Annotated in this window: 25 protein-coding genes and 1 riboswitch; of the genes, 18 read left to right on the top strand and 7 right to left on the bottom strand. The window is 68.0% G+C overall.

The window, feature by feature from the left end; translation table 11 throughout:
- Positions 1-31 precede the first annotated feature (31 nt).
- Complete coding sequence (locus tag ACIPPQ_RS00655) at positions 32-625, top strand: TetR/AcrR family transcriptional regulator (RefSeq protein ID WP_446542304.1); 594 nt, start codon at positions 32-34, stop codon at positions 623-625.
- Between the two features lie 21 nt (positions 626-646).
- Here the strand turns inward: ACIPPQ_RS00655 and ACIPPQ_RS00650 are convergent, their stop codons facing one another.
- Complete coding sequence (locus ACIPPQ_RS00650; protein WP_446542303.1) at positions 647-1,381, bottom strand: SDR family oxidoreductase; 735 nt, start codon at positions 1,379-1,381, stop codon at positions 647-649.
- Between the two features lie 163 nt (positions 1,382-1,544).
- Here ACIPPQ_RS00650 and ACIPPQ_RS00645 point away from each other — a divergent pair, with 163 nt between their 5' ends.
- Positions 1,545-2,444, top strand: coding sequence for an AraC family transcriptional regulator N-terminal domain-containing protein (locus ACIPPQ_RS00645; RefSeq protein WP_446542302.1), 900 nt, complete (start codon positions 1,545-1,547; stop codon positions 2,442-2,444).
- Between the two features lie 9 nt (positions 2,445-2,453).
- On the opposite strand, the gene ACIPPQ_RS00640 is transcribed toward ACIPPQ_RS00645, so the two are convergent.
- The 3 genes from ACIPPQ_RS00640 to dapB form a co-directional block, all read right to left on the bottom strand.
- The gene (locus ACIPPQ_RS00640; RefSeq protein ID WP_446542301.1) at positions 2,454-3,824 is read right to left on the bottom strand and encodes a M20/M25/M40 family metallo-hydrolase; all 1,371 of its coding nucleotides are present in this window, start codon (positions 3,822-3,824) and stop codon (positions 2,454-2,456) included.
- Between the two features lie 66 nt (positions 3,825-3,890).
- Positions 3,891-4,550, bottom strand: coding sequence for an endonuclease III (gene nth / locus ACIPPQ_RS00635; protein WP_446542300.1), 660 nt, complete (start codon positions 4,548-4,550; stop codon positions 3,891-3,893).
- A gap of 5 nt (positions 4,551-4,555) precedes the next feature.
- The gene (gene dapB / locus ACIPPQ_RS00630) at positions 4,556-5,284 is read right to left on the bottom strand and encodes a 4-hydroxy-tetrahydrodipicolinate reductase (protein WP_446542299.1); all 729 of its coding nucleotides are present in this window, start codon (positions 5,282-5,284) and stop codon (positions 4,556-4,558) included.
- A 92-nt stretch (positions 5,285-5,376) separates the two neighbouring features.
- Between dapB and ACIPPQ_RS00625 the strand changes: the two genes are divergently transcribed.
- Positions 5,377-6,078, top strand: coding sequence for an NAD-dependent deacylase (locus tag ACIPPQ_RS00625; RefSeq protein ID WP_446542298.1), 702 nt, complete (start codon positions 5,377-5,379; stop codon positions 6,076-6,078).
- On the opposite strand, the gene tadA is transcribed toward ACIPPQ_RS00625, so the two are convergent.
- Positions 6,075-6,530 carry a tRNA adenosine(34) deaminase TadA gene (gene tadA, locus ACIPPQ_RS00620; RefSeq protein ID WP_446542297.1) on the bottom strand — a complete coding sequence of 152 codons (456 nt, stop codon included), beginning with the start codon at positions 6,528-6,530 and terminating at the stop codon, positions 6,075-6,077. The genes ACIPPQ_RS00625 and tadA overlap by 4 nt on opposite strands.
- A 139-nt stretch (positions 6,531-6,669) precedes the next feature.
- Here tadA and rpmB point away from each other — a divergent pair, with 139 nt between their 5' ends.
- Complete coding sequence (rpmB, locus tag ACIPPQ_RS00615; RefSeq protein ID WP_093509717.1) at positions 6,670-6,963, top strand: 50S ribosomal protein L28; 294 nt, start codon at positions 6,670-6,672, stop codon at positions 6,961-6,963.
- Positions 6,964-6,999: 36 nt separating this feature from the next.
- Here the strand turns inward: rpmB and ACIPPQ_RS00610 are convergent, their stop codons facing one another.
- Complete coding sequence (locus ACIPPQ_RS00610; RefSeq protein WP_446542296.1) at positions 7,000-7,998, bottom strand: esterase-like activity of phytase family protein; 999 nt, start codon at positions 7,996-7,998, stop codon at positions 7,000-7,002.
- 161 nt (positions 7,999-8,159) lie between these two features.
- Here ACIPPQ_RS00610 and ACIPPQ_RS00605 point away from each other — a divergent pair, with 161 nt between their 5' ends.
- From ACIPPQ_RS00605 to cobU, 14 genes are all read left to right on the top strand, one after another.
- Complete coding sequence (locus tag ACIPPQ_RS00605; RefSeq protein ID WP_446542295.1) at positions 8,160-8,561, top strand: glycine zipper 2TM domain-containing protein; 402 nt, start codon at positions 8,160-8,162, stop codon at positions 8,559-8,561.
- Between the two features lie 190 nt (positions 8,562-8,751).
- Positions 8,752-9,843, top strand: coding sequence for a Ppx/GppA phosphatase family protein (locus tag ACIPPQ_RS00600; RefSeq protein ID WP_446542294.1), 1,092 nt, complete (start codon positions 8,752-8,754; stop codon positions 9,841-9,843).
- Entirely contained in the window at positions 9,840-10,550 is a 711-nt protein-coding gene (locus ACIPPQ_RS00595) for an RlmE family RNA methyltransferase (protein WP_446542293.1), read from the top strand. Before ACIPPQ_RS00600 ends, ACIPPQ_RS00595 begins: the two co-directional genes overlap by 4 nt.
- A 34-nt stretch (positions 10,551-10,584) precedes the next feature.
- Entirely contained in the window at positions 10,585-12,054 is a 1,470-nt protein-coding gene (locus ACIPPQ_RS00590) for a S41 family peptidase (RefSeq protein WP_446542292.1), read from the top strand.
- 52 nt (positions 12,055-12,106) lie between these two features.
- A riboswitch (cobalamin riboswitch) is annotated at positions 12,107-12,290 on the top strand.
- Positions 12,291-12,432: 142 nt separating this feature from the next.
- Positions 12,433-14,391, top strand: coding sequence for a TonB-dependent receptor plug domain-containing protein (locus ACIPPQ_RS00585; RefSeq protein ID WP_446542291.1), 1,959 nt, complete (start codon positions 12,433-12,435; stop codon positions 14,389-14,391).
- Positions 14,391-14,933 carry a hypothetical protein gene (locus tag ACIPPQ_RS00580; protein ID WP_446542290.1) on the top strand — a complete coding sequence of 181 codons (543 nt, stop codon included), beginning with the start codon at positions 14,391-14,393 and terminating at the stop codon, positions 14,931-14,933. The genes ACIPPQ_RS00585 and ACIPPQ_RS00580 overlap by 1 nt, the downstream gene beginning before the upstream one ends.
- Positions 14,933-15,340 (top strand): DUF1636 domain-containing protein, encoded by a 408-nt coding sequence (locus ACIPPQ_RS00575; protein WP_446542289.1) that lies wholly within the window; start codon positions 14,933-14,935, stop codon positions 15,338-15,340. Before ACIPPQ_RS00580 ends, ACIPPQ_RS00575 begins: the two co-directional genes overlap by 1 nt.
- Positions 15,337-16,353, top strand: a complete 1,017-nt coding sequence (gene cobT / locus ACIPPQ_RS00570) for a nicotinate-nucleotide--dimethylbenzimidazole phosphoribosyltransferase (RefSeq protein ID WP_446542288.1) — start codon at positions 15,337-15,339, stop codon at positions 16,351-16,353. Before ACIPPQ_RS00575 ends, cobT begins: the two co-directional genes overlap by 4 nt.
- Positions 16,350-16,919: a histidine phosphatase family protein gene (locus ACIPPQ_RS00565; RefSeq protein ID WP_446542287.1), complete on the top strand. Its 570-nt coding sequence runs from the start codon at positions 16,350-16,352 to the stop codon at positions 16,917-16,919. The genes cobT and ACIPPQ_RS00565 overlap by 4 nt, the downstream gene beginning before the upstream one ends.
- A complete protein-coding gene (locus tag ACIPPQ_RS00560) occupies positions 16,916-17,635 on the top strand; it encodes an adenosylcobinamide-GDP ribazoletransferase (RefSeq protein WP_446542286.1) in 720 nt (239 codons plus the stop codon). Before ACIPPQ_RS00565 ends, ACIPPQ_RS00560 begins: the two co-directional genes overlap by 4 nt.
- A complete protein-coding gene (locus ACIPPQ_RS00555; RefSeq protein WP_446542285.1) occupies positions 17,632-18,600 on the top strand; it encodes a threonine-phosphate decarboxylase in 969 nt (322 codons plus the stop codon). The genes ACIPPQ_RS00560 and ACIPPQ_RS00555 overlap by 4 nt, the downstream gene beginning before the upstream one ends.
- Entirely contained in the window at positions 18,593-19,531 is a 939-nt protein-coding gene (gene cbiB, locus ACIPPQ_RS00550; protein ID WP_446542284.1) for an adenosylcobinamide-phosphate synthase CbiB, read from the top strand. Before ACIPPQ_RS00555 ends, cbiB begins: the two co-directional genes overlap by 8 nt.
- Positions 19,519-20,976: a cobyric acid synthase gene (locus tag ACIPPQ_RS00545; RefSeq protein WP_446542283.1), complete on the top strand. Its 1,458-nt coding sequence runs from the start codon at positions 19,519-19,521 to the stop codon at positions 20,974-20,976. Before cbiB ends, ACIPPQ_RS00545 begins: the two co-directional genes overlap by 13 nt.
- The gene (gene cobU / locus ACIPPQ_RS00540) at positions 20,973-21,491 is read left to right on the top strand and encodes a bifunctional adenosylcobinamide kinase/adenosylcobinamide-phosphate guanylyltransferase (RefSeq protein WP_446542282.1); all 519 of its coding nucleotides are present in this window, start codon (positions 20,973-20,975) and stop codon (positions 21,489-21,491) included. Before ACIPPQ_RS00545 ends, cobU begins: the two co-directional genes overlap by 4 nt.
- On the opposite strand, the gene ACIPPQ_RS00535 is transcribed toward cobU, so the two are convergent.
- Complete coding sequence (locus ACIPPQ_RS00535; protein ID WP_446542281.1) at positions 21,472-21,876, bottom strand: PRC-barrel domain containing protein; 405 nt, start codon at positions 21,874-21,876, stop codon at positions 21,472-21,474. The genes cobU and ACIPPQ_RS00535 overlap by 20 nt on opposite strands.
- Positions 21,877-21,887 lie beyond the last annotated feature (11 nt).

Genomic DNA, 21,887 nt, shown 5'->3' with positions numbered 1-21,887 from the left:
TTCGTTCCTTGTTATACATATGTATAACAATATGACCGCCGCTCGCCAAGCCTTTACGCGCGAAAGCGCCGACGCCCGCCGGGCGGCCCTGATCGAGGCGACTGCGGCGGTGCTCGCTGAACAGGGGCTGGCGGGGACGAACGTCCGCGCGATCTGCGCGAAAGCGGGGGTATCGCCCGGCCTTTTGCGCCACTATTTCGATGGCATAAACGATCTGGTCGCGGCGACTTATGCGGCGACGAGCGACCGGATGGATGCGATTTTCGCGGTCGCGGTCGCGGGCGCAGGACCCGATCCGCGCGCCCGGCTGATGGCGTATCTCACCGCGAGCTTCCGCCCGCCGGTGACCGACCCCGAACTGCTCGGCGCATGGACCGCCTTTTGGGCACTCGCCCGCAGCGATGCCCGGATGGCCGCGATCCATGCGACAAGCTACGCGGGCTATCGCGAACGGCTGAGGGAACTGCTCGATGCGTGTGGCGCCGCCGATGCCGGGCGGCTCGCGATCATGCTGACCGCGATGGTCGATGGCCTCTGGCTCGAACTGTCGCTCGACGCCGCCAGCTTCGGTGCGGAAGCGGCGGCGTCGATGGTGGAGAAAGCCGTGGCGGCGCTGCTCGACTAGCGACGCCGCCGACGGAAAGCGTCAGAAGCTGCCCTTCACCGGGCGCACGATGATCTCGCTGACGTCGACATCCGCGGGCTGTTCGACCGCAAAGCGGATCGCGCGCGCGATCGCGTCGGGCGTGATCGCGATGCTGCGAAATTCGGCCATCGCGGCGGCACTGCCCGGATCGGTGATGTCATGGCCGAGCTCCGATTCGACGACGCCGGGCGAGATGATCGTCGCACGGACGTCCTGATGTTCCTGCCGGATGCCGTCGGTGATCGCCCAGACCGCGAACTTGGTCGCGCAATAGACCGCCCCGGTGGGCACGACATAATGGGCGCCGAGCGAGGCGACGTTGACGAAATGGCCCGACCCCTGCGCGGTGAAGCGCGGAAGCGCCGCCGCAATGCCGTTCAGGACGCCGCGAATATTGACGTCGATCATCGCGTCCCAGTTCTGCACCTCCAGCGCCGCGAGCGGCGACAGCGGCATGATGCCAGCATTGTTGATCAGCACGTCGACGCGGCCGAAGCGCGCAACCGCGTGATCGACAAACGCCTGCATATCGGCGCGGCTGGTGACATCGAGCGCGCGAAACTCGGCGGTGCCACCCGCAGCGACGATTTCCGCCGCAAGCGCTTCGAGCCGGTCGGTACGGCGGGCGCCGAGGAGCAGTTTCGCGCCGGTGGCGGCAAGTTCGCGCGCCGTCGCGGCGCCGATGCCGCTGCTCGCGCCGGTGATCAGGATGACTTTATCGGTAGTGGCGGTCATGATCGTCTCCATCAAAGCCGGTCGGCCCTCTGCCGTCCGTTGACCGGCTTTTGGACCCATCCGGCCGGGCGGTGGTAGAACGGGCCTCCGCGATGATTGCACGATCCTCCGGATGAGATGCTTTGCGCTTGCTGGGGCGCGGCAAGACTGCAAGACCTGAGCCATGACGATACTCAGAGAAATGCAATCGATCCTGCTTCGACACCGCCCGACCGACGGGATTCACCCCTGCTCGCTGCCGCGCGTGTCGCTTGTCCGTAGCTCCGAGCCGAGCGAGCCCATGCCCGTCGTGTACGAACCGTCGCTTTGCCTCGCAGTCAGCGGACGCAAGCGGGTACTGCTGGGCGATGCGAGCTTCATCTACGACAGCGCGCAGTTCCTAGTGGTGTCGGTCGACCTGCCGGTGAGCGGCATGGTCGTCGATGCCAGCGCCGACGATCCCTATCTGTGCCTGAAGCTCGATCTCGACGTTACAGTGCTTGGCGAATTGCTGTTGGCGCACGATGCGCGCGTGCCGCGAAGCGACCATGCGCCGTCGATCGCGGTCGGGAACACCGGCGCGGGCCTGCTCGACGCCGCGCTCCGCCTGCTGCGGCTGCTCGACACGCCGGACGATATTGCCGCGCTGGCGCCGCTCGTCGAACGCGAAATTTTGTATCGGCTGCTGACCGGATCGCAGGGCGCGATGCTGCGCCATATCGCGACCGCCGACACGCGGCTGCACCAGATCGGCCGCGCGGTGGCGTGGATCAAGGATCATTACGCCGACCCGGTCAGGATCGACCATCTGGCGGGGCTGGCGGGGATGAGCCCGTCATCCTTCCACGCGCATTTCAAGAGCGTGACGCGTTTCAGCCCGCTGCAATATCGCACCCGGCTGCGCCTGCTCGAAGCACGGCGACTGATGGTATCGGAAGCGATGGACGCGGCGAGCGCGGGCTTTCAGGTCGGTTACGAAAGCCCGTCGCAGTTCAATCGCGACTACAGCCGGGTCTTCAGCCTGCCACCGCTGCGCGACGCCGCTCGGTTGCGCGCGGCGCCGGAGTTCGGATTGTCGGCTTAGGACCGGCTCCTATTTGGACAGATCGCGCAACAGGCTGTCCCAATGCGCGAGCGCCGGGGCGATCGCATCAACCGGCGCGCGTTCGTTGAGCCCATGCGCGAAGCTGTCGCTCGCCTTGGAAAACAGACCCGCGACGCCATAGCTCGGCACGCCCTGGATGCGGAAATGATAGGAGTCGGTCGCGCCCGCGCTCATCGACGGGATGATCGGCAGGCCCGGTGCGCGCGCATGGACCGCCTTCGTCACCGCCGCCACGACGTCGGGCCGCAGCGGCGAGGCGTCGCTCGCGCTGGCGTCGGGATCGGTGTTCACCTTGATCGCCGGATCACCGATGACCTTTTCGAGCTCGGCGCGCACCGTTTCGACCGCGACGCCGGGGAAGATGCGGCAATTGATGTTCGCGGTGGCGCGCTGCGGCAGCGCGTTTTCGGCGTGGCCGCCCTTGACCAATGTCGGCACGCAGGTGGTGCCGATCTGCCCGACATATTCGGGGTCGGAGCGGATCTTCGCGATCGCCGCCGGATCGGCGGGGTTGGCGGCAAAGGCCTTGAGCGCCGCACCGATATCGCCGCCGACCTGATCGGCAACGATCGGCATGCCGATCTTCGTCAGCTCATTCTGCTGCGGCGTGAAACGATAGGCGCCGACCTTGGCGAGCGCCGTCGAGAGCTGGACGATCGCATTGGTGTCGGACGGACGCGAGCTGTGGCCGCCGGGATTGGTGACCTCGAGCGTGAAATCGGCATAAGTTTTCTCGCCCGCCTGCAGCCCGTAATATTTGGGCTTGCCGTCCTCGCCGATCGTCCCGCCGCCGCCGTCGCCGTTCAAGGCGAATTCGGCGCCCTTATACTTCGCGGCAAGCGCGCGCGTCGTCGTCATCGAGGTTTCCTCGTCGCCCGACAGCAGCAGGATGATCGAGCGCTTCGGCTTGAAGCCGTCCTTCTTGAGCTGCGCCATCGTCGCGACCATCATCGACACGTCGAACTTGTTGTCCTCCGACCCGCGGCCAAAAATATAGCCATTCTCCTCGACCGGCACGAACGGGTCGCGGGTCCAGTCCTTGGGGTCGGCCTCGACGACGTCCATATGGCCGAGCAGGACGATCGGCTTCGCCTTCGTCGTCCCGTGCAGCGTCGCGGCGAAGGTCGCGGTTTCGCCGATCGGCGTGATCTCGATATCGCTGTCGGCATAGCCCGCGGCCTTGAGCACGCCCGCATAATAAGCCGCGAGCTTGGGCACCTGTCCGCGGCCCTCGACGGTCGGGATCGCGATACTGTCCTTCAGGATTTTCTTCGCCGTCTCGGTATCGGCCGGCTTGGCGTGGACGGGCGCAGCGGCGAGCAGGGCGGCGGAAGCAAGAAACGCGGAAACAAGGCGCATATTTTCGACCCTCTTTTTTGAACGGCTGTGTTCAATCGGTTCGCGCCGCGCTTGTCGAGCGGAATTTCAGGCCGCCGCCCTTTTGGCCTTCGGCGCCGGGGTCTTCGGCTTGTAGCGGCACAGGTCGTCGACCGGGCAGCGCCAGCATTCGGGCGTGCGCGCCTTGCAGATGTAGCGGCCGTGGAGGATCAGCCAGTGATGCGCGCCGACGCGAAAGGGCGCGGGCGTCTCCTTCTCGAGCTTCTTTTCGACCGCGAGCACCGTCTTGCCCGGCGCCAGCCCGGTGCGGTTGCCGACGCGGAAGATATGCGTGTCGACCGCGAAGGTCTCGGCCCCGAAGGCACAGTTCATCACGACATTGGCGGTCTTGCGCCCGACCCCGGGCAGCTCGACCAGCGTGTCGCGGTCGGCGGGCACCTCGCCGCCGAGATCGCGGACGAGGATTTCGCTGAGGGCGATGACATTCTTCGCCTTCGCATTGAACAGCCCGATCGTCTTGATGTGCTGCTTCAGCCCCTCCTCACCGAGGTCGAGCATCGCCTGCGGCGTTTTCACATCCTGGAAGAGCAGCCGCGTCGCCTTGTTCACCCCAACGTCGGTCGCCTGCGCCGACAGCACCACCGCGACGAGCAATTGATAGGTATTGCCGAACTGCAGCTCGGTCTCGGGACTCGGATTGAGCTCGGCGAGGCGGCGGTAGAATTCGAAAATATCGGCTTTCTTCATCGCGGTTACGACAGCCCCAGCACCTGCGGCATCGTATAGCGCTCGGGTTTCTGGCGGAGCAGCCACAGCGCCGCGCGCACCGCGCCGCGCGCGAAGATCATGCGGTTTTCGGCACGGTGCGCGAGGGTGATCATTTCCTCGGGACCGGCGAAGATGACGTCATGGTCGCCCGCGACGGTGCCGCCGCGCAGGCTCGCAAAGCCGATCTTGCCATGGCCGCGCGCACCGGTCACGCCGTCGCGGCCGCGTTCGGAGCAGGTCGCAAGGTTGATCCCGCGCCCCTCGGCCGCCGCCTGCCCCAGCAGCAGCGCGGTACCGCTCGGCGCGTCGACCTTCATCCGGTGGTGCATCTCGACGATCTCGATATCATATTCGGGGTCGAGCCGCGCCGCCGCCTCGCGTACCAGATGCGCGAGCAGGGTGACGCCGAGCGAAGTGTTGCCCGTCTGGAGCACCGCGATGTCGCGCGCCGCATCGTCGATCAGATAATGATGGCGCTCCTCGAGCCCGGTGGTGCCGATAACGATCGGTTTCCGCGCCGCGACACACGCGTCGAGCGTCGCTTCGAGCGCCGCGGGCGACGAAAAATCGACGAGCACGTCGCTTTCGCTCGCGAGCTTCACGACATTGCCGCCGCGGTCGACGCCGCAATAGCGCTGCCCCGCTTCGGATATGGCGGCGGCGAGCGCGACGCCCATCCGCCCTTCGCTGCCGATAATGCCGATGCTGGTCATGGCTTGCCTTTCCTGCCCCCGTCATGCTGAAGCGCGTTCAGCACCCGTCCGCCTAGCGGCTGTGGCCCCCGAATCAAGAAGAACAGGATAGCATGTCCCCGATCCAGAATATCGTCATCCTGACCGGCGCCGGGGTTTCGGCCGAAAGCGGCATCGACACATTTCGCGACGCCGGGGGCCTCTGGGAACAGCACCGCGTCGAGGATGTCGCGACGCCCGAGGCCTTTGTGCGCGATCCCGACCTCGTCCTGCGATTCTACGACATGCGGCGCGAAGCGATCCAGACCAAGACGCCGAACGCCGCGCACGAGGCGCTGGCGCGGCTCGACGCGGCGTGGCCGGGCGAACTCCTGATCGTCACGCAGAATGTCGACGACCTCCACGAGCGCGCGGGGGCGAAGCGGCTGATCCACATGCACGGCGAGCATCTGAACGCCTGGTGCACCGCATGCGACACGCGGAGCCCGTGGACGGGCCCGCTGCTCGATCGCCCAGCGTGCAGCGCGTGCGGCATCGTCGGCCATCTGCGCCCCGACATCGTCTGGTTCGGCGAGATGCCGTACCGGATGGACGATATCTATCACGCGCTGAACCGCGCCGACCTGTTCGTGTCGATCGGCACCTCGGGCGCGGTCTATCCCGCCGCGGGGTTCGTACGCGAGGCGCGCGCGGCGGGTGCGCGAACGCTCGAACTCAATATGGAACCGAGCCAGGGCAGCCACTGGTTCGACGAAGCGCGGCATGGCCCGGCGACGCGGCTGGTGCCGCAGTGGGTCGGGGAAATGCTCGGCTAGCGACGGGCCGAGAAGAAGTCGCGCAGCAGCGCTGCGGCCTCGCTTTCGCCGATGCCGTCATAGACTTCGGGCCGATGATGGATCGTCGGCTGCGCGAAGGTCCGCGGGCCGTGGACGACCGCCCCGCCCTTCGGATCGTCGGCGCCATAATAGAGGCGTGCGATTCGGGCATGCGCGATCGCGCCGGCGCACATCGCGCAGGGTTCGAGCGTGACATAAAGGTCGCAGCCATCGAGCCGCTCGTTGCCGAGCTTTGCCGCCGCGACGCGAATCGCGACGATTTCGGCATGCGCAGTCGGATCGTGCGATTCGCGTGGGCGGTTATGCCCCTCGGCGATAATCGCGCCGTCCTTGACGATCACCGCGCCGACGGGCACTTCGCCCCATTCGGCGGCGATACGCGCGAGATCGAGCGCGCGGCGCATGGGTTCGGGGAGCGGGAACGAGGGCATAAAAGCGCCCTATTCGCTTGACGAATCTCCGGCAAGCCGATAAGCGCGCGCCTTTCCCGGCTCACTCCGGTCCTGTTCTACCCGTTTTGCGGGAAGTGCCCGGACGCCGATCCGAAATTTTTTGACGAGGACGAAGACCATGTCGCGCATCTGCGAACTGACCGGCAAGGGCCGCCAGGTTGGCCACAATGTCAGCCACGCCAACAACAAGACCAAGCGCACCTTCCTGCCGAACCTGCAGAATGTGACGTTGCTGTCGGACGCGCTCGGCAAGGGCGTGAAGCTGCGCGTGTCGACCCACGGCCTGCGCACGGTCGAGCATAATGGCGGCCTCGACAACTGGCTGCTCAAGGCCGGCGACGACCAGCTGTCGGCTGGCGCACGCAAGGTGAAGAAGGAAGTCGCAAAGAAGCTGGCCGAAAAGGCCGCTTAAGCGCTTTCGAATCGCTGAAGCAATCAGGCGGCCGGGTTACCGGGCCGCCTTTTTGCTGTCCGGCGCCTTTTTGGACGGCAGGTCGACCAGCTCGAACTGGAGCAGCAGGCTGCGCTGCCACACGTTGAAATTATCGTCGGCGACGAGCCAGAGAAAAGTGCGGCCTTCTTCGACCGAAATCGCCGCGCCTTCGTAATTTTCGGCAAGCGCCCGCGGCACGCGCCCGACCGTCCGCGCGCGCACGACGGCGTCGGCCTTTATGTCCGCCGGGTCGACGATCGCCACGATCGTGGTGAACACCGGGTTGAACCCGAGCCGTCGGTGCACGAGCAGGATGCGCCCGTCGGGCAACGCGGCCGCGTCGCTGACCAGTCCCCGCCGGGCCGAATCGTAAAAAAAGCGGACGGGCGGCGGCCCCGGTGCGGCGGGATCGCCGCTGTAGATCAACGCCGCGCGCCCGCGCGGATCGTCGTCGGCATCCTCCGAAAATACCACGGTCCGCCCGTCGGCGAGCCGCGCCATCGCTTCGGGCCCGCGATTCGCGGGCCAGCGCGGTCCGGGGAGCTTGCGGCGCGATTCGATCTGCGAAAGCCCCGGATCGAGCCGCCATATCGCGTTGATGCCTTCGAGCGCGACCCAGACCTTGCCGCTGGCCGCGTCGACGAACATCGCCTCGGTATCGGCGGCCGCCTTGCGAGCCGGGCGGCCATCGATCGTCGGCAGCGCGTGAATCGAGACATCCGAAACCGCCCCGCGCTTATCGAGCGACAGGCGGGTCGAATAGCCATTGTCGCCGATCAGCAGGAACTGCCCCGGCGCGGTGCGCGCAATCGCCGAGAAACCCCCGAAACGACTGTGCGGACTGACGAGACGCCAACCACGCACAAAGCGCATGCCCCCGCCTTCTTCGGGCGCGAAGGCCAGTGGGCGCGCCGCGGCGCTCTGGGTCAGGTCTTCCTGCGGATAGCGTATCACGGCGCCGGGCACCGGGCCGACGGCAAGGAAAATCAGGGCGGCGAGGAGCAGGCGGCGCATCGCCGCGGGGTTAAGGCGCCGCTGCCGGAAAGGAAAGCAGTTCACCGCAGAAAGCTGAACATTGGCCAACAACCATGTTCAGGCTTCGCTCAATGCGAATCGGGCAAAACCGTTTCATCGACAAAGCCCAGTCGGGCCAATGACGACGAAGGAGAACGACAATGAAAAAGATGGTGACCCTCTCGATCGCCGCCCTGATGTCCACCGCGACGCTGGGCATGGCGGCTCCCGCCGCGGCGCAGAACGGCTATTACGACCGTGACGGCTATTCGAGCTATTACAGCGGCTATGATCGCGACGACCGTCGCTATGACCGCCGCGACTATCGCCGCGACAACCGCCGCGATTACCGCAACGACCGTCGCTCTTATCGTGGCGACCGCCGCAACTATCGCCAGTGCGACAAGGGCACCGGCGGCACCGTGATCGGTGCGATCGCGGGCGGCCTTGCCGGTCATGAAATCGCCGGCCGCGGCGACCGTACGGTCGGCACGATCATCGGCGGCGCCGTCGGCGCCATCGCCGGCCGCGCGATCGACAAGGGGAATGACGGCTGCCGTTAAGAGGCAGTCCCGACCCCCAATAATTCCTCTCCCCCTTTCACCCCGTCCGGCCCCGCGCCGGGCGGGGTTTTCTTTGCGCCGTGCCGCCGCGGGAGGAGAAGCTTGCCATAAAGGCCGGGGAAGCCTAGGTTTGCCGCCAAGTGCACGCCCGCGGTTTTGCGGGCGCGTGAGCAGACAGGTAATAATAGCCATGCGGCAAATGGCAGCGCCATCGAGGCGACCGCCGCGGCCCGGCCCGGCGGTAAAAGGACGAAACAAGGCGGGCGGCGATGCGCGCCCGATGCCGGTCACGCGGCCGCGTAGCTATGCCGCGATCGACCTTGGCACCAACAATTGCCGGCTTTTGATCGCGCGACCGCAAAATGGCGAGCTTGTCGTGATCGACGCCTTTTCGCGCATCGTCCGGCTCGGCGAAGGCCTGCACGGCACCGGGAAGATCAGCGATGCGGCGATGGACCGCACCGTCGCGGCGCTCGCGATCTGCGCCGACAAGCTCCGCCGCCGTCACGTTTCGCTGTCGCGCGCAGTCGCGACCGAAGCATGCCGCCGCGCGACCAATGGCGAGGAACTCGCCGAGCGCGTCCGCCGCGAAACCGGCATCGTCCTCGACATCATTTCGGCCGCCGAAGAGGCGCGCCTTGCCGTCCTCGGCTGCCATAACCTGATGGAGCCCGGCGACGGTCCGGCGCTGATCTTCGATATCGGCGGCGGTTCGACCGAACTGATGCACGTCGACGTGTCCGACCATGACGTCAAGATCCACGACTGGATCAGCGTGCCGTGGGGCGTCGTGTCGCTGACCGAGCACGCCCCGCTGCCCGAGGACAGCCTTGCCGGGCGCCAGGCCGCCTATGCGCATATGCGCGAAGTGACGCGCGAGGCCTTTGCCGCCTTTGCCGGGCGCGCCGAACGCTTCGCTGGCCAACCGCTCCGCCTGCTCGGAACCAGCGGCACGGTGACGACGCTCGCCAGCGTTTTCCTCGACCTGCCGCGCTACGACCGTCGCGCGGTCGACGGGCTCGTCGTCCCGTCGGATGCGATGCGCGACATCAGCCGCCGCCTTGCCGACGCGAGCATCGCCGACCGCGCCGAGATCGCGTGCATCGGCCGCGAGCGCGCCGACCTGGTCGTCGCCGGCTGCGCGATCCTCGAAAGCATCATCGACCTGTGGCCCGCGGCCCGCGTCGGCGTCGCCGACCGCGGCATCCGCGAGGGCATATTGCGCTGCCTTGCGGTGCAGGGCCGAGACATTCCGGTCACCCGCCGCGAGTATCGCAAATGAGCGGCGGCAGCGGAAAAGGTGGCGGCGGCCGGGGCGGCCTGCACGTGCGCGTCAAGACCGCACGCAAACGCAGCGTGTCGTCGACGCGCTGGCTGCAACGCCAGCTCAACGACCCCTATGTCCGCCGCGCACAGGCCGAGGGCTATCGTTCGCGCGCCGCGTACAAGCTGATCGAACTCGACGACAAGTTCGGCTTCCTCAAGAAAGCGCGCGCGGTCGTCGACCTGGGCATCACGCCCGGCGGCTGGTCGCAGGTCGTGCGCAAGGCGAACCCGCGCGCGCGCGTCGCGGGGATCGACCTGCTCCACTGCGAACCGATCGAGGGCGTCGCGATCCTCGAGATGGATTTCATGGACGATGCGGCGCCCGACGCGCTGATCGAGGCGCTCGGCAGCGCCCCCGATCTCGTGATTTCGGACATGGCGGCGAACACCGTAGGCCATCCGCAGACCGACCACCTCCGCACGATCGGGCTGGCCGAGACCGCCGCCGATTTCGCGGTGCAGAATTTGCAGCCCGGCGGCGCCTTTGTCGCCAAGGTGTTCGCCGGCGGCGCTGACCGCGAACTTCTGACTTTACTCAAACGTCATTTTTCGACGGTAAAGCACGCCAAGCCGCCGGCGAGCCGCAAGGGGTCGCCCGAACTCTATGTCATCGCGCAGGGCTTCAAAGGCCGCGGCGACGGGGCGGAAGCGGAGACGGAATAGAACGCGAATGGGTCGCATCCGGGGGAGAATATTGATGGGCAAGTCGAGGCAGTCGGTCGCGGCCGTGACACTGGCAGCGCTGATGCTGGCATCGTGCGGTGGAGGCGGCGACGGCAGCCTCGGAAGCGGGGGCCCGATCACCGTTCCGCCCACCCCGACACCGACGCCGACCCCGACCGCTAACTGCGGCCTCTCCGCGCGCCAGTCCTTCGCCAAGGCGGTGATCGACGAATGGTATCTGTTCCCGAACGACGTCGCGAGCGGCGTCAATCCGGCGAGCCATGGCACCGTCCAATCCTATATCGACGCGCTGGTCGCGCCCGCGCGGGCACTGAACAAGGACCGTTTCTTCACCTACATCACCTCGATCGCCGAGGAGAACGCCTTCTACGCCAACGGATCGAGCGCCGGATTCGGCGTTCGCATGGCCTATGATGCGGCGAACCAGCGGATCGTCATCGCCGAAGCCTATGAAGGCGCGCCCGCCTTTGCCGCGGGGATCGATCGCGGGACCGCGATCGTCGGGATCGGCACGACCGCCGGCACCGTGCGCAGCGTATCGAGCATCGTCGCGTCCGAAGGGACCGCGGGGCTGACCAATGCGCTCGGCCCGAACGATCCGGGCGTGAGCCGCGTGCTGCGCATCACCGACGCCGCCGGCACGCGCGACGTCACGGTGGCCAAGGCCGACTATTCGCTCGACCCCGTTTCCGACCGCTATGGTGCAAAGATCATCAGCGAGGGCGGGCGGAACTATGGCTATATCAACCTGCGCAGCTTCATCTCGTCCGCCGACCCGCAGCTTCGCACGGCGTTCCTGAATTTCCGGAACCAGGGGGTGACCGACGTCATCATCGACTTCCGCTACAATGGCGGCGGGCTCGTTTCGACCGCCGGGTTGATGGGCGACCTGCTCGGGCGCAATCGCACCTCGAGCGAGGTTTTCTCGCAGATGGTCTTCCGGCCGTCGAAGGCGTCGGCGAACAATGAAACGCGCTATTTCGCCGCGCAGCCCGAATCGATCGCACCGACGCGCATCGCCTTCATCGGCACCGGATCGACCGCATCGGCGAGCGAGCTCGTGATCAATTCGATGCTGCCCTATCTCGGTACCAACATGACGCTCGTCGGCGCCAACACCTATGGCAAGCCCGTCGGCCAGATCGCGCTCGACCGGGCGGAGTGCGACGACCGGATGCGCGTGATCGCCTTTGCGACCGCCAATTCGGCCGGCGCAAGCGACTATTATGACGGGCTGGCGCCCAAGATCGCGAACAGCTGCGCCGCGAACGACGACCTGAGCCTGCCGCTCGGCGATCCCCGCGAAGCATCGGTGCGCGCGGCGATCGGCTTCCTGTCCGGGACCGCCTGTACCACGCGCATCGCCGGCGCGAGCGCCGGCGCCGCCGCGCGCAGCAGCCGGTCATTGGCGCCCGAGCGGCCAGAAATGCTGATGGCCGACCGGCCAAGCGCGGCACAGCGCGACCTGCCGGGGCTGTTCTGACGAACGCCCTGCTGCATTGCAGCAATTGACCGCGCCCCGGAAATCGGGCTAACGGCCGCGGCAAGCGACAGGTTCCCCGGCGACGGGGACGAAGAGGGAACGGGAAAACCCCGGCTGCCCCTGCAACTGTACGCGGCGAGCCATCGGCCACTTGCCATTGGGATTCCGGTCTCGAGAAGGCGGCCGACCGGCGCTGACCCGCAAGCCAGGAGACCTGCCCGTCGCCGTCGTCTTTCGACCGGACAGGGTGTGCCGGGCGGACGGGGGTGAACCCGCATGACGACAAAGTTGGCTGCGCATGGGCGCGGGCGATGGCGTGCGTCCCCGGGACAACCGCATCGACCGTGCACATGGGCGGCCTTGTCGATGGGGTACCCAATGTTCAAAGTGATTTTCCGAAGTTCGATCTGCCTTGCCGCCGTCGCGGCCTCCTCCGCCGCGGCCGCCGACGAAGCGGCGACCGCGCACGCCGTCGCCGCCGATGGCGACAGCATCATCGTCACCGCAACGCGCGCACCGCTGACGCTCGACGAGGTGCCCTCGTCGATCGCGGTGCTCGACAAGGAAGCGATCGACCGCGCGCAGGACATCGGGGTGACCGAACTCCTGCTCCGCACGCCGGGCATCAGCATCTCGCGCAACGGCGGGTACGGCACGTCGACCTCGCTGCGCATTCGCGGCGCCGAATCCGAGCATAGCGTCGTCGTGATCGACGGGGTGAAGCTCAACGACCCGTCGTCGACCGGCGGCGGCTTCAACTTCACCAATTTGCTCGCGGGCGACATTGCGCGCATCGAGGTGCTGCGCGGGCCGCAGTCGATCCTGTGGGGTAGCCAGGCGATCGGCGGCGTGGTCAACGTCGTGACCGCCTCGCCCGAAAAGAGCCTCGAAGGCAGCTTCGATCTCGAGGCCGGATCGCGCGAGACCGTGAACGCGCGCGCGGCGATCGGGGGCCGTACCGGACCTCTGAGCTGGCGCATCGGCGGCCAGCGCTTCACCACCGACGGCATTTCGTCGCACGCAAAGGCGTTCGGCGGGGTCGAGCGCGACGGCTATCGCAACCACAGCGTGTCGGGCCGCGCCGAACTGGCGCTCGCCGACAATGTCAGCGTCGATGTGCGCGGCTATTATTCGAGCGGCCGGGTCGAATTCGACGGCTTCAACGTCGACAGCAACGACTATGGGCTCAACAAGGAATTCGTCGGTTATGCGGGGCTGAATTTCGACCTCGCGGACGGGCGCTTCCGCAACCGCGTCGCTTACGCCTATACCGACACCAACCGCGACAATTTCAACCCCGACCGCGCGCGTCCGCAAAGCTTCGAGGCCGACGGCAAGAACAAGCGCTGGGAATATCAGGGCAGCTTCGATTTTACCGATCGCATCACCGCGATCTTCGGGGCCGAGAATGAACGGTCGGATTTCCGCAGCCGTTCGCCCGCGGCCTCGCTCGCCACACCGCTACCCGCCTTCGCGCGCGGCAAGGCCGAGCTGACGAGCGTCTATGGCCAGCTCAGCGTCGAGCCGGTGGACGGGCTCACGCTCAACGGCGGCGTCCGCTACGACGATCATGACAGCTTTGGCAGCCAGACGCTGTTCGCTGCGGGCGGCGTGTGGCGCCTGTCGACCGGCACGGTGCTGCGCGCGAGCTATGGCGAAGGGTTCAAGGCGCCGTCGCTCTACCAGCAGTTCAGCGAGTACGGGAATGTCGGGCTCGACCCCGAAGAGGCGCATGGCTGGGAAGCGGGCATCGAACAATATCTGTTCGACCGCAAATTCGTCGTCGGCGCGACCTGGTTCGACCGCAAGACGAAGAACCAGATCATCTACAACAGCTGTTCGTCGACGACGACCAACCCGATGTGTTTCGTGCCGGGCGACCCGACGACGCGGCGTTTCGGCTATTATTCGAACGTCGCGCGCAGCGAGGCGCACGGGGTCGAAGCCACCGCCGCACTGGCGCTCGGCGGGCTGAAGATCGACGGCAATTACAGCTGGATCGTCGCCGAGGACCGGTCGCCGGGTACCGCCAATTTCGGCAAATGGCTGCCGCGCCGTCCGCGCAATACCGCCAACGCCTCGGCAAGCTATGGCTTCGACTTCGGACTCGAACTCGGCGCGGCGGTGCGCTGGTCGGGCAAAAGCTATGACAATGCGAGCAACGCCCAGCGGCTCGACGACTATACGCTCGTCGACCTGCGCGCGGAATTCGCGCTGTCGGACGAGGTCAAGCTGTTCGCGCGCGCCGAGAATATCTTCGACGAGCAATATATGACCGCGTTCCGCTATGGCTCGCTCGGCCGCAGCATCTATGCCGGCATAAGGGGGCGCTTCTGATGGCCGCGTTGTCGCAGCGCGGCGCGTCGGCGCTCTGGGTGTCGTTGCTCACCGCGGCGAGCACAGTGACGACGCTCGCGCTGGGCTGCGCGACGCCCTTTCCCTCGCTCGCGGCGCTCGCGGCGGTGCATATGCACCGCCGGGGCGGCATCGCCCTGATGCTGCTCGCGTGGGCGGCGAGCCAGTTCGTCGGCTTTTTCCTGCTCGGTTATCCGCGCGACGGAAGCACGCTCGCGTGGGGCGCCGGGCTCGGTACCGCGGCGGTGGGATCGGCGCTCGCAAGCTATGCGGCGTTGCAGGCGCTCCCCTACCGTTCGGTCGCGGCGCGGCTCGGCCTCGCCTATGCGGCGGGGTTCACGGCGTTCAAGGCGATCATCCTCGGCTGGGCGCTCGTCCTCGGCGGGCTGCATACCGCGATGGCGCCCGACCTGCTCGCCGAACAGTTCGTGCGTAACGGTGCGATCCTGATCGGACTCTATGCCCTGTATCGCGCGCTCGTCGCGATCGGGGTCCCGGCGCCGCCGAAAGCGGCAGCCGCCTGATGCTGACGCGCGTCGACCCGGGCCCGGCGGTCGTGGTGTGCAACACCTGCCGCCACAGCCGCACGTCCCGGGACGACGCGACAGGCGTGCGTGGCGGTGCGCGGCTCGTCGAGGCCTTGAAAAGCCTCAAGCGGGACGAGCCGCGCTACGCCGGCATCGCGGTGCAGGAAATGGCGTGCCTCTTCGCGTGCCAGGACCATTGCACCGTCCACCTGCGCGCGCCCGACAAGGTCGGATATGTCCTCGGCCGGTTCACCGGCGACGAAGCGTCGGCGCGCGCGATCCTCGACTATGCCGTCCACTATGCCGCGAGCGAGCATGGCCGCGTCCCCTTTTCGCTTTGGCCCGAGGGCGTCAAAGGGCATTTCATCACGCGTACCCCGCCACCAGGATTCGTCGCCGAATGACCAGTTTTGCTTCCGCCCATGCCTTCGAGCTCGCGCTCGCGAACTTGCGGGAACCCGATGACGGGGCCGCGGCCGACGCACGCATCAGGCAGGGCGAGTTGACCAAGCCCGCGGGTTCGCTGGGGCGGCTCGAAGAATTGGCTATCTTTTTCGCCGGCTGGCAAGGCAAGGCGCGGCCGAAAATCACCCACGCCCGCGCCGCGATCTTCGCGGGCAATCATGGCGTCACCGTCCACGGCGTCAGTGCGTTTCCGCCCAGCGTTACCGCACAGATGGTCGCCAATTTCGCGAACGGCGGCGCCGCGATCAACGCCCTGTCGGGCGCAGCGGCGCTTGAGCTGACGGTCGTCGCACTCGACCTAGACCGGCCGACCGCCGACTTTACGGTCGATGCAGCGATGAGCGAGGCCGAATGCCTCGATGCGCTGAACCGCGGCGCCGCGGTCGTCGACGCCGATCTCGACCTGATCATCCTCGGCGAGATGGGCATCGGCAATTCGACCGCTGCCGCGGCGCTATGCGCGCGTAGCCTCGCCGGCGGCGTGGCGGGATGGGTCGGCCCCGGCACCGGCGTCGACGGGCAAGGCGTCGCGCGCAAGGTCGAGGTCATCGAACGCGCGCTCGCCTTTCACATGGATGCGCCGCGGTCGGCGTTCGAGACGTTACGCCGTGTCGGCGGGCGCGAGATTGCGGCGATCGCCGGCGCGATCCTGCGCGCGCGCCAGCTCGGCGTGCCGGTGTTGCTCGACGGCTTTATCTGCACCTCGGCGATTGCGCCGCTCGCCGCCGACAATCCCGCAATCGCGGGCCATTGCATCGCGGGCCATTGTTCGGCCGAGCCGGGGCACAAGCGCCTGCTCGCGCTGCTCGGGCTCGATCCTTTGCTGTCGCTCGACATGCGGCTGGGCGAAGGCAGCGGCGCCGCGGTCGCCGCGAATATCGTGCGCAGCGCGCTCGCGGCGCACGACCGGATGGCGACCTTTGCCGAAGCGCAGGTTTCGGCATCGCTGTGAGCGATTTCGCGCTCCATCTGCTGCGCCACGGCGCGCCCGAAACGCCGGGATTGCTGATGGGCCGCACCGATGGCGCACCGACAGCGGACGGCATCGCCGCGTGCGCGGCGCAAGCCGGCGGCCTCGGCATCGAGCGGCTGATCGCAACGGACCTGCGGCGCAGCCGCGCGGCGGGCGAAGTAATCGGCGCGGCCGCGGGCATACCGCTCGCCATCGATCCGCGCTGGCGCGAACTCGATTTCGGCGCGTGGGACGGCAAGCCGGGCAGCGCGGTCGATCCGGACGCGCTCGGCCGTTTCTGGGATGATCCCGACGCAAATCCGCCGCCGGGCGGCGAGCGCTGGTCGGCGCTCGTCACGCGCGTGTCGGCCGCCCTCGCCGACCTCGCGCCCGTCCCGACGCTCATCGTCACCCACGGCGGCGCGATGCGTGCCGCGCTCCACGCCCTGTGCGGGTTCGACCAGCGCCAGCTTTGGGCGTTCGACCTCCCTTATGCCTCGCTGCTTTCGCTCCGCGTCTGGCCCGGCGAACGGCCGGGCGCGCAGATCGCGGGGCTCTATCCATGAAGGGCCTCATCGTCGCGATCCAGTTCCTGACGCGGCTGCCGACGCCGCGCGTAACGGTGTCGAGCGACGAGTTCGCGGCGTCGATGCGCTGGTTTCCCGCCGTCGGGCTGATCGTCGGCGCGCTCGTCGCGGGCGCGGGCTGGGCGGGCGCACGGATCGATCCATGGACGGGGGCGCTCGCCGCGCTGGTCCTGTGGGTTGCAGTCACCGGCGCGCTCCATCTCGACGGGCTCGGCGATATCGCCGATGCGAGCGGCGCGGCGCATAAGGACCGCGAACGCCTCATCGCCGTGCTCGGCGACCCGCATGTCGGCAGTTTCGCGGTGGTCGCGATTGCGCTGCAACTGATGACGAAGCTCGTGCTGCTCCACGCGCTGCTCGACGGCCAAGCGTTCGTTGCCATCGCGCTCATACCCTTTGCCGCGCGGATCGGCCCGCTCGTCTGGTCGCGCGCGCTGCCCGACCTCCACGCCGGACTGGGCTCGCGTTTCCGCAACGCCGTGCGTCCGCTCGATTTCCTGTTCTGGAGCCTCGCGCTCGTCGCAGCGGCATGGGCGTTGCCGTCGCTGCTGGTCGCGCCGCTCGTCTTCCTCCTCTGGGGTTGGTGGCTGCTGCGCAAGATCGGCGGGATTTCGGGCGATGGGCACGGCGCGGGGATCGAGATCGGCGAAAGCCTGCTGCTCGCCGCGGCGTTGCTGCTGGCGCATATGGCATGAGCGACCCCTGGACCTGGCACGGCGGGGGCCTCGAAGCCGCGAAGCGTCGTTTCGGCGGTGCCGACTGGATCGACCTGTCGACGGGGATCAACCCGCATCCCTGGCCGGGTGCCGCGACCATGGCGTTCGACTGGCAGCGACTGCCCGACACGCAGGATCTCGCGCGGCTCGAAGCGGTTGCCGCCGGCTATTTCGGCGTCGATGCGCGCCATGTCTGCGCAGTGCCCGGCACCGAAATCGGCCTGCGCCTTGTCGGTGCCCTCATCGGCGGCCCCGCGCAGCATATGGCCCCCGGCTATCGCACGCATGGCGCGATGATCGCGGGCAGCGCGGCGGTGACCTGGCCCGATATGGGCGACCGCGCTGGCCACCTGATCCTCGCCAATCCGAATAATCCCGACGGCCGCGCCCTCGCCGCCGGTGCGATGCAGGATTTGCTCGAACGCCGATCCGGCTGGCTGCTGGTCGACGAAGCCTTCGCCGACGCCGATCCGGCATCAAGCATCGCGGCGTCGGCGGGCGACGGTCGGCGGCTCGTCGTCTTCCGCTCGTTCGGTAAATTCTTTGGCCTTGCGGGGGTGCGGCTCGGCTTCGTCCTCGCCCCGCAGGCGATCGTCGCAGCATTGCGCGAACGGCTGGGCGCATGGCCCTTGTCGGCGGCGGCGATCGCGATCGGCACCGCCGCCTATGCCGACGCCGGCTGGATCGCCGCGGCGCGGCAGCGCCTTGGCGAAGAGGCGGCCGCGCTCGATGCGATGCTGGTTCGCCGGGGCCATCGTCCGGTGGGCGCCTGCCCGCTCTTTCGCCTGATCGAGGTCGACGATGCGCATGCGCTGTTCGAGCGGCTCGCCCGGTGCGCGATCCTGACCCGTCCCTTCGCCGACCAGCCGCGCTGGCTGCGCCTCGGCCTTCCCGCCGATGCCGTTGCGTTGGAGCGGCTCGACGCGGCGCTCGTCGATGGCTGAACCCGTCGCGCTCACCGCGCTTGCGCTCGACGCGGCGTTTGGTTGGCCCAAGCCGCTCTACGACCGCATCGGCCATCCGGTCGGGCTGTTCGCGCGCGTCATCGGTGACTGCGAGGCGCGATGGAACCGGCGCGCCTATCGCTTCGCGACGCGGCGCGCGCTCGGCATTATGACACTGCTCATCCTGCTTCTCGTCGCGGCGGGTCTGGGCTGGGCCGCGCAGCACCTGCTGCTCACTGCCTTCGGCACGTGGGGGTGGGTCGGGGTTGCGATCCTCGCCTGGCCCGCACTCGCGCAGCGCAGCCTGTTCGACCATGTCCGCGCGGTCGGCGAGCGGATCGACGCGGGCGACCTGACCGGCGCGCGCGCCGCCGTCGGGATGATCGTCGGGCGCGACACCGCCGCGCTCGACGAATGCGGCGTCACGCGCGCGGCGATCGAAAGCCTCGCCGAAAGCTTTTGCGACGGCGTCGCCGCGCCGCTCTTCTGGCTCCTCCTCCTCGGCCTGCCCGGCGTGTGGGCGTATAAGGCGGTGAATACCGCCGACAGCCTGATCGGCCACCGCGAGGACCGATGGCGTGCCTTTGGCTGGGCCGCCGCGCGGACCGACGATTTCGCCAACTGGATTCCGGCGCGCCTGTCGGGCGTGCTGCTGTGCCTCGCGGGCGGGGGCGGTTGGCGCATTCTGTGGCGCGATGCACGCAAACATGCGTCGCCCAATGCCGGCTGGCCCGAGGCGGCGATGGCAGGCGCACTCGGGCTTCGGCTCGCGGGGCCAATCGCCTATGACGGCGTCATGCACGACAAACCATGGATCGGCGACAGCAGCAGCGACGCGGGCGGCGAGGACATCGACCGCGCGCTCGCCATCTTTGTGCGCGCCTGCCTGCTGCTGTGGCTGATCGCGGGAGGCGCGCTGTGGCTGCGCTGATGCTGCAGGGTACCGGCTCCGACGTCGGCAAGTCGGTGCTCGTCGCCGCGCTGTGCCGCGCGCTCGCCAACCGCGGGCTCCGCGTCCGTCCGTTCAAGCCGCAGAATATGTCGAACAATGCCGCGGTCACCGCCGACGGCGGCGAGATCGGGCGCGCGCAGGCGCTGCAGGCGATCGCGTGCCGGGTGGCGCCGCACAGCGACATGAACCCGGTGCTGCTGAAGCCGCAGGCCGACCGCACGTCGCAATTGATCGTCCACGGCCGCGTGCGCGGCACGCTCGGCAGCGGTAATTTCCGCGAAGCGCGCGGCGCGCTGATGACCGAGGTGCTCGAAAGCTATGACCGGCTGCGCGCGACATGCGACATCGTGGTCGTCGAGGGCGCGGGATCGCCCGCCGAGATCAATTTGCGCGCGGGCGATATCGCGAACATGGGCTTCGCGCGCGCCGCGAACGTCCCCGTCGTGCTGATCGGCGATATCGACCGCGGCGGCGTGATCGCCTCGCTCGTCGGCACGCGCGCGGTGATCGAGGCGGAAGACGCCGCGATGATCCGCGGCTTCCTGATCAACAAGTTCCGCGGCGACCCCGCGCTGTTCGACGATGGTTATCGCGCGATCGAGGCGCGCAGCGGCTGGCCCGGATTCGGGGTCATTCCCTGGCTGAAAGCGGCCGCGCGCCTGCCGAGCGAGGATGCGGTGATCCTCGAGCGCCCCGCCGATCCGCGCGAGGGGCGCAAGCTGATCGCGTGCCCGATCGTGCCGCGCATCTCGAACTTCGACGATCTCGACCCGCTGAAGCTCGAACCCGGGATCGAACTCGTCATGGTGCCGCCCGGCCGGCCGATCCCCGCCGAGGCCGCAGTGATCGTCCTGCCCGGTTCGAAGGCGACGATTGCCGACATGGCCGCGCTGCGCGCCGAGGGCTGGGATATCGACATCCTCGCGCATCACCGGCGCGGCGGTTTGATCGTGGGCCTCTGCGGCGGCTATCAGATGCTCGGGCGGCGTATCGCCGACCCCCTCGGGCTCGAAGGCGAACCGGCGGCCATCGACGGGCTCGGCCTGCTCGACGTCGAAACGACACTCTCGCCAGCGAAGACGCTGCGCCATATCCGCGGCACCGCGCTCGGTGCGGCGATCGAGGGATATGAAATGCACATGGGCGAAACCTCGGGTCCCGGTATCGAGCGCCCCTTTGCGCGGCTCGACGACGGCGCATACGACGGCGCGATCAACCGGGGCGGCAATGTGATCGGGTCCTATCTGCACGGCCTGTTCGCATCGTCCGACATGCGGCGCGCATTGCTCGCCCGGATCGGCGTCGCAGGCGGTGGGCGCGACTATGCCGCCGACCTCGATGCCGCGCTCGATGAAATCGCGGAAGAATTCGCCGCGCACGCCGACATCGACGGGCTGCTGCGGATCGCGGAGGCGGGCGCATGACCGTACTGTTCGTGATCGGCGGCGCGCGGTCGGGGAAGAGTCGCTATGCGCAAGCCCGCGCCGAAGCGGCGGGAGAAAAACCCGTCTTCGTCGCGACGGCGGAGGCGTTCGACGACGAGATGCGTGCGCGGATTGCGCAGCACCGCGCTGACCGCGACGCGCGCTGGCGCACCGTCGAGGCGCCCCGCGACCTGCCCGCCGCAATCGATGCGCTCAACGACGGCGGGGCGGTTGTGCTCGTCGATTGCCTCACGCTGTGGGCGTCTAACCTGCTGCTCGCCGACGCCGACATCCCCGCCGCGACCGCCGGGCTCTGCGCCGCGGTCGCCCGGTTCGAGGGATCGCTGATCCTCGTCGCCAACGAGGTCGGGCTGGGCATCGTCCCCGACAATGCGCTCGCCCGGCAGTTCCGTGATGCGGCGGGACAGATCAACCAGGCGGTCGCCGCATCGGCGGACGAGGTCGTCCTGCTCACCGCCGGACTGCCCCTCACGCTCAAGGCGCGGGAAGCTTGACCTCGGGCAAGGCGGCAAGTTCGGCCTTGGTCATCGGCGTCGACAGGTCGGTGTCATCGCCGCGCACGAGTGTCTTGAGCCCCGCGACCGGGACATGGACGAAGCGGTCGGGATGGCTGTCCTCGATCTCGACGAGCAGCCGGTCGACCTTGCCGCCCGCATCCTTGATCACTGCGGCGACGTCGCCAAGTTCGGTACCGTCGCTGCCGATCAGTTCGGCATCGAGGAGCTGCGCTTCGCTGAGGCCGAGGGCGACGGGAGCCGGACCGGCCGCGATCGCGCTCTTCTCGGCGGTGCGTTCCATCTTGTCCTCGGCGGCATCATTCTTGTCGGTGCACGCCGCGACGAGCGCCAGCGGAACGAGCGGGAGAAAGAGATTTCGCATCCTGTTTTCCT

Source organism: Sphingopyxis sp. LARHCG72 (genome assembly GCF_052871675.1).
This window is presented reverse-complemented; position numbering and strand designations above follow the sequence as displayed.

Excerpts from the sequence above, each read along its gene's own strand:
- ACIPPQ_RS00625 (WP_446542298.1), top strand. The coding sequence starts at position 5,377 with ATGTCCCCGATCCAGAATATCGTCATCCTGACCGGCGCCGGGGTTTCG.
- ACIPPQ_RS00605 (WP_446542295.1), top strand. The coding sequence starts at position 8,160 with ATGAAAAAGATGGTGACCCTCTCGATCGCCGCCCTGATGTCCACCGCG.
- nth (WP_446542300.1), bottom strand. The coding sequence starts at position 4,550 with ATGAAGAAAGCCGATATTTTCGAATTCTACCGCCGCCTCGCCGAGCTC.
- ACIPPQ_RS00590 (WP_446542292.1), top strand. The coding sequence starts at position 10,585 with ATGGGCAAGTCGAGGCAGTCGGTCGCGGCCGTGACACTGGCAGCGCTG.
- ACIPPQ_RS00560 (WP_446542286.1), top strand. The coding sequence starts at position 16,916 with ATGAAGGGCCTCATCGTCGCGATCCAGTTCCTGACGCGGCTGCCGACG.
- ACIPPQ_RS00535 (WP_446542281.1), bottom strand. The coding sequence starts at position 21,876 with ATGCGAAATCTCTTTCTCCCGCTCGTTCCGCTGGCGCTCGTCGCGGCG.
- ACIPPQ_RS00610 (WP_446542296.1), bottom strand. The coding sequence starts at position 7,998 with ATGCGCCGCCTGCTCCTCGCCGCCCTGATTTTCCTTGCCGTCGGCCCG.
- rpmB (WP_093509717.1), top strand. The coding sequence starts at position 6,670 with ATGTCGCGCATCTGCGAACTGACCGGCAAGGGCCGCCAGGTTGGCCAC.
- ACIPPQ_RS00555 (WP_446542285.1), top strand. The coding sequence starts at position 17,632 with ATGAGCGACCCCTGGACCTGGCACGGCGGGGGCCTCGAAGCCGCGAAG.
- ACIPPQ_RS00650 (WP_446542303.1), bottom strand. The coding sequence starts at position 1,381 with ATGACCGCCACTACCGATAAAGTCATCCTGATCACCGGCGCGAGCAGC.
- ACIPPQ_RS00640 (WP_446542301.1), bottom strand. The coding sequence starts at position 3,824 with ATGCGCCTTGTTTCCGCGTTTCTTGCTTCCGCCGCCCTGCTCGCCGCT.
- dapB (WP_446542299.1), bottom strand. The coding sequence starts at position 5,284 with ATGACCAGCATCGGCATTATCGGCAGCGAAGGGCGGATGGGCGTCGCG.
- cobT (WP_446542288.1), top strand. The coding sequence starts at position 15,337 with ATGACCAGTTTTGCTTCCGCCCATGCCTTCGAGCTCGCGCTCGCGAAC.
- cbiB (WP_446542284.1), top strand. The coding sequence starts at position 18,593 with ATGGCTGAACCCGTCGCGCTCACCGCGCTTGCGCTCGACGCGGCGTTT.
- ACIPPQ_RS00600 (WP_446542294.1), top strand. The coding sequence starts at position 8,752 with ATGCGGCAAATGGCAGCGCCATCGAGGCGACCGCCGCGGCCCGGCCCG.
- ACIPPQ_RS00645 (WP_446542302.1), top strand. The coding sequence starts at position 1,545 with ATGACGATACTCAGAGAAATGCAATCGATCCTGCTTCGACACCGCCCG.
- cobU (WP_446542282.1), top strand. The coding sequence starts at position 20,973 with ATGACCGTACTGTTCGTGATCGGCGGCGCGCGGTCGGGGAAGAGTCGC.
- ACIPPQ_RS00655 (WP_446542304.1), top strand. The coding sequence starts at position 32 with ATGACCGCCGCTCGCCAAGCCTTTACGCGCGAAAGCGCCGACGCCCGC.
- ACIPPQ_RS00595 (WP_446542293.1), top strand. The coding sequence starts at position 9,840 with ATGAGCGGCGGCAGCGGAAAAGGTGGCGGCGGCCGGGGCGGCCTGCAC.
- ACIPPQ_RS00585 (WP_446542291.1), top strand. The coding sequence starts at position 12,433 with ATGTTCAAAGTGATTTTCCGAAGTTCGATCTGCCTTGCCGCCGTCGCG.
- ACIPPQ_RS00575 (WP_446542289.1), top strand. The coding sequence starts at position 14,933 with ATGCTGACGCGCGTCGACCCGGGCCCGGCGGTCGTGGTGTGCAACACC.
- tadA (WP_446542297.1), bottom strand. The coding sequence starts at position 6,530 with ATGCCCTCGTTCCCGCTCCCCGAACCCATGCGCCGCGCGCTCGATCTC.
- ACIPPQ_RS00580 (WP_446542290.1), top strand. The coding sequence starts at position 14,391 with ATGGCCGCGTTGTCGCAGCGCGGCGCGTCGGCGCTCTGGGTGTCGTTG.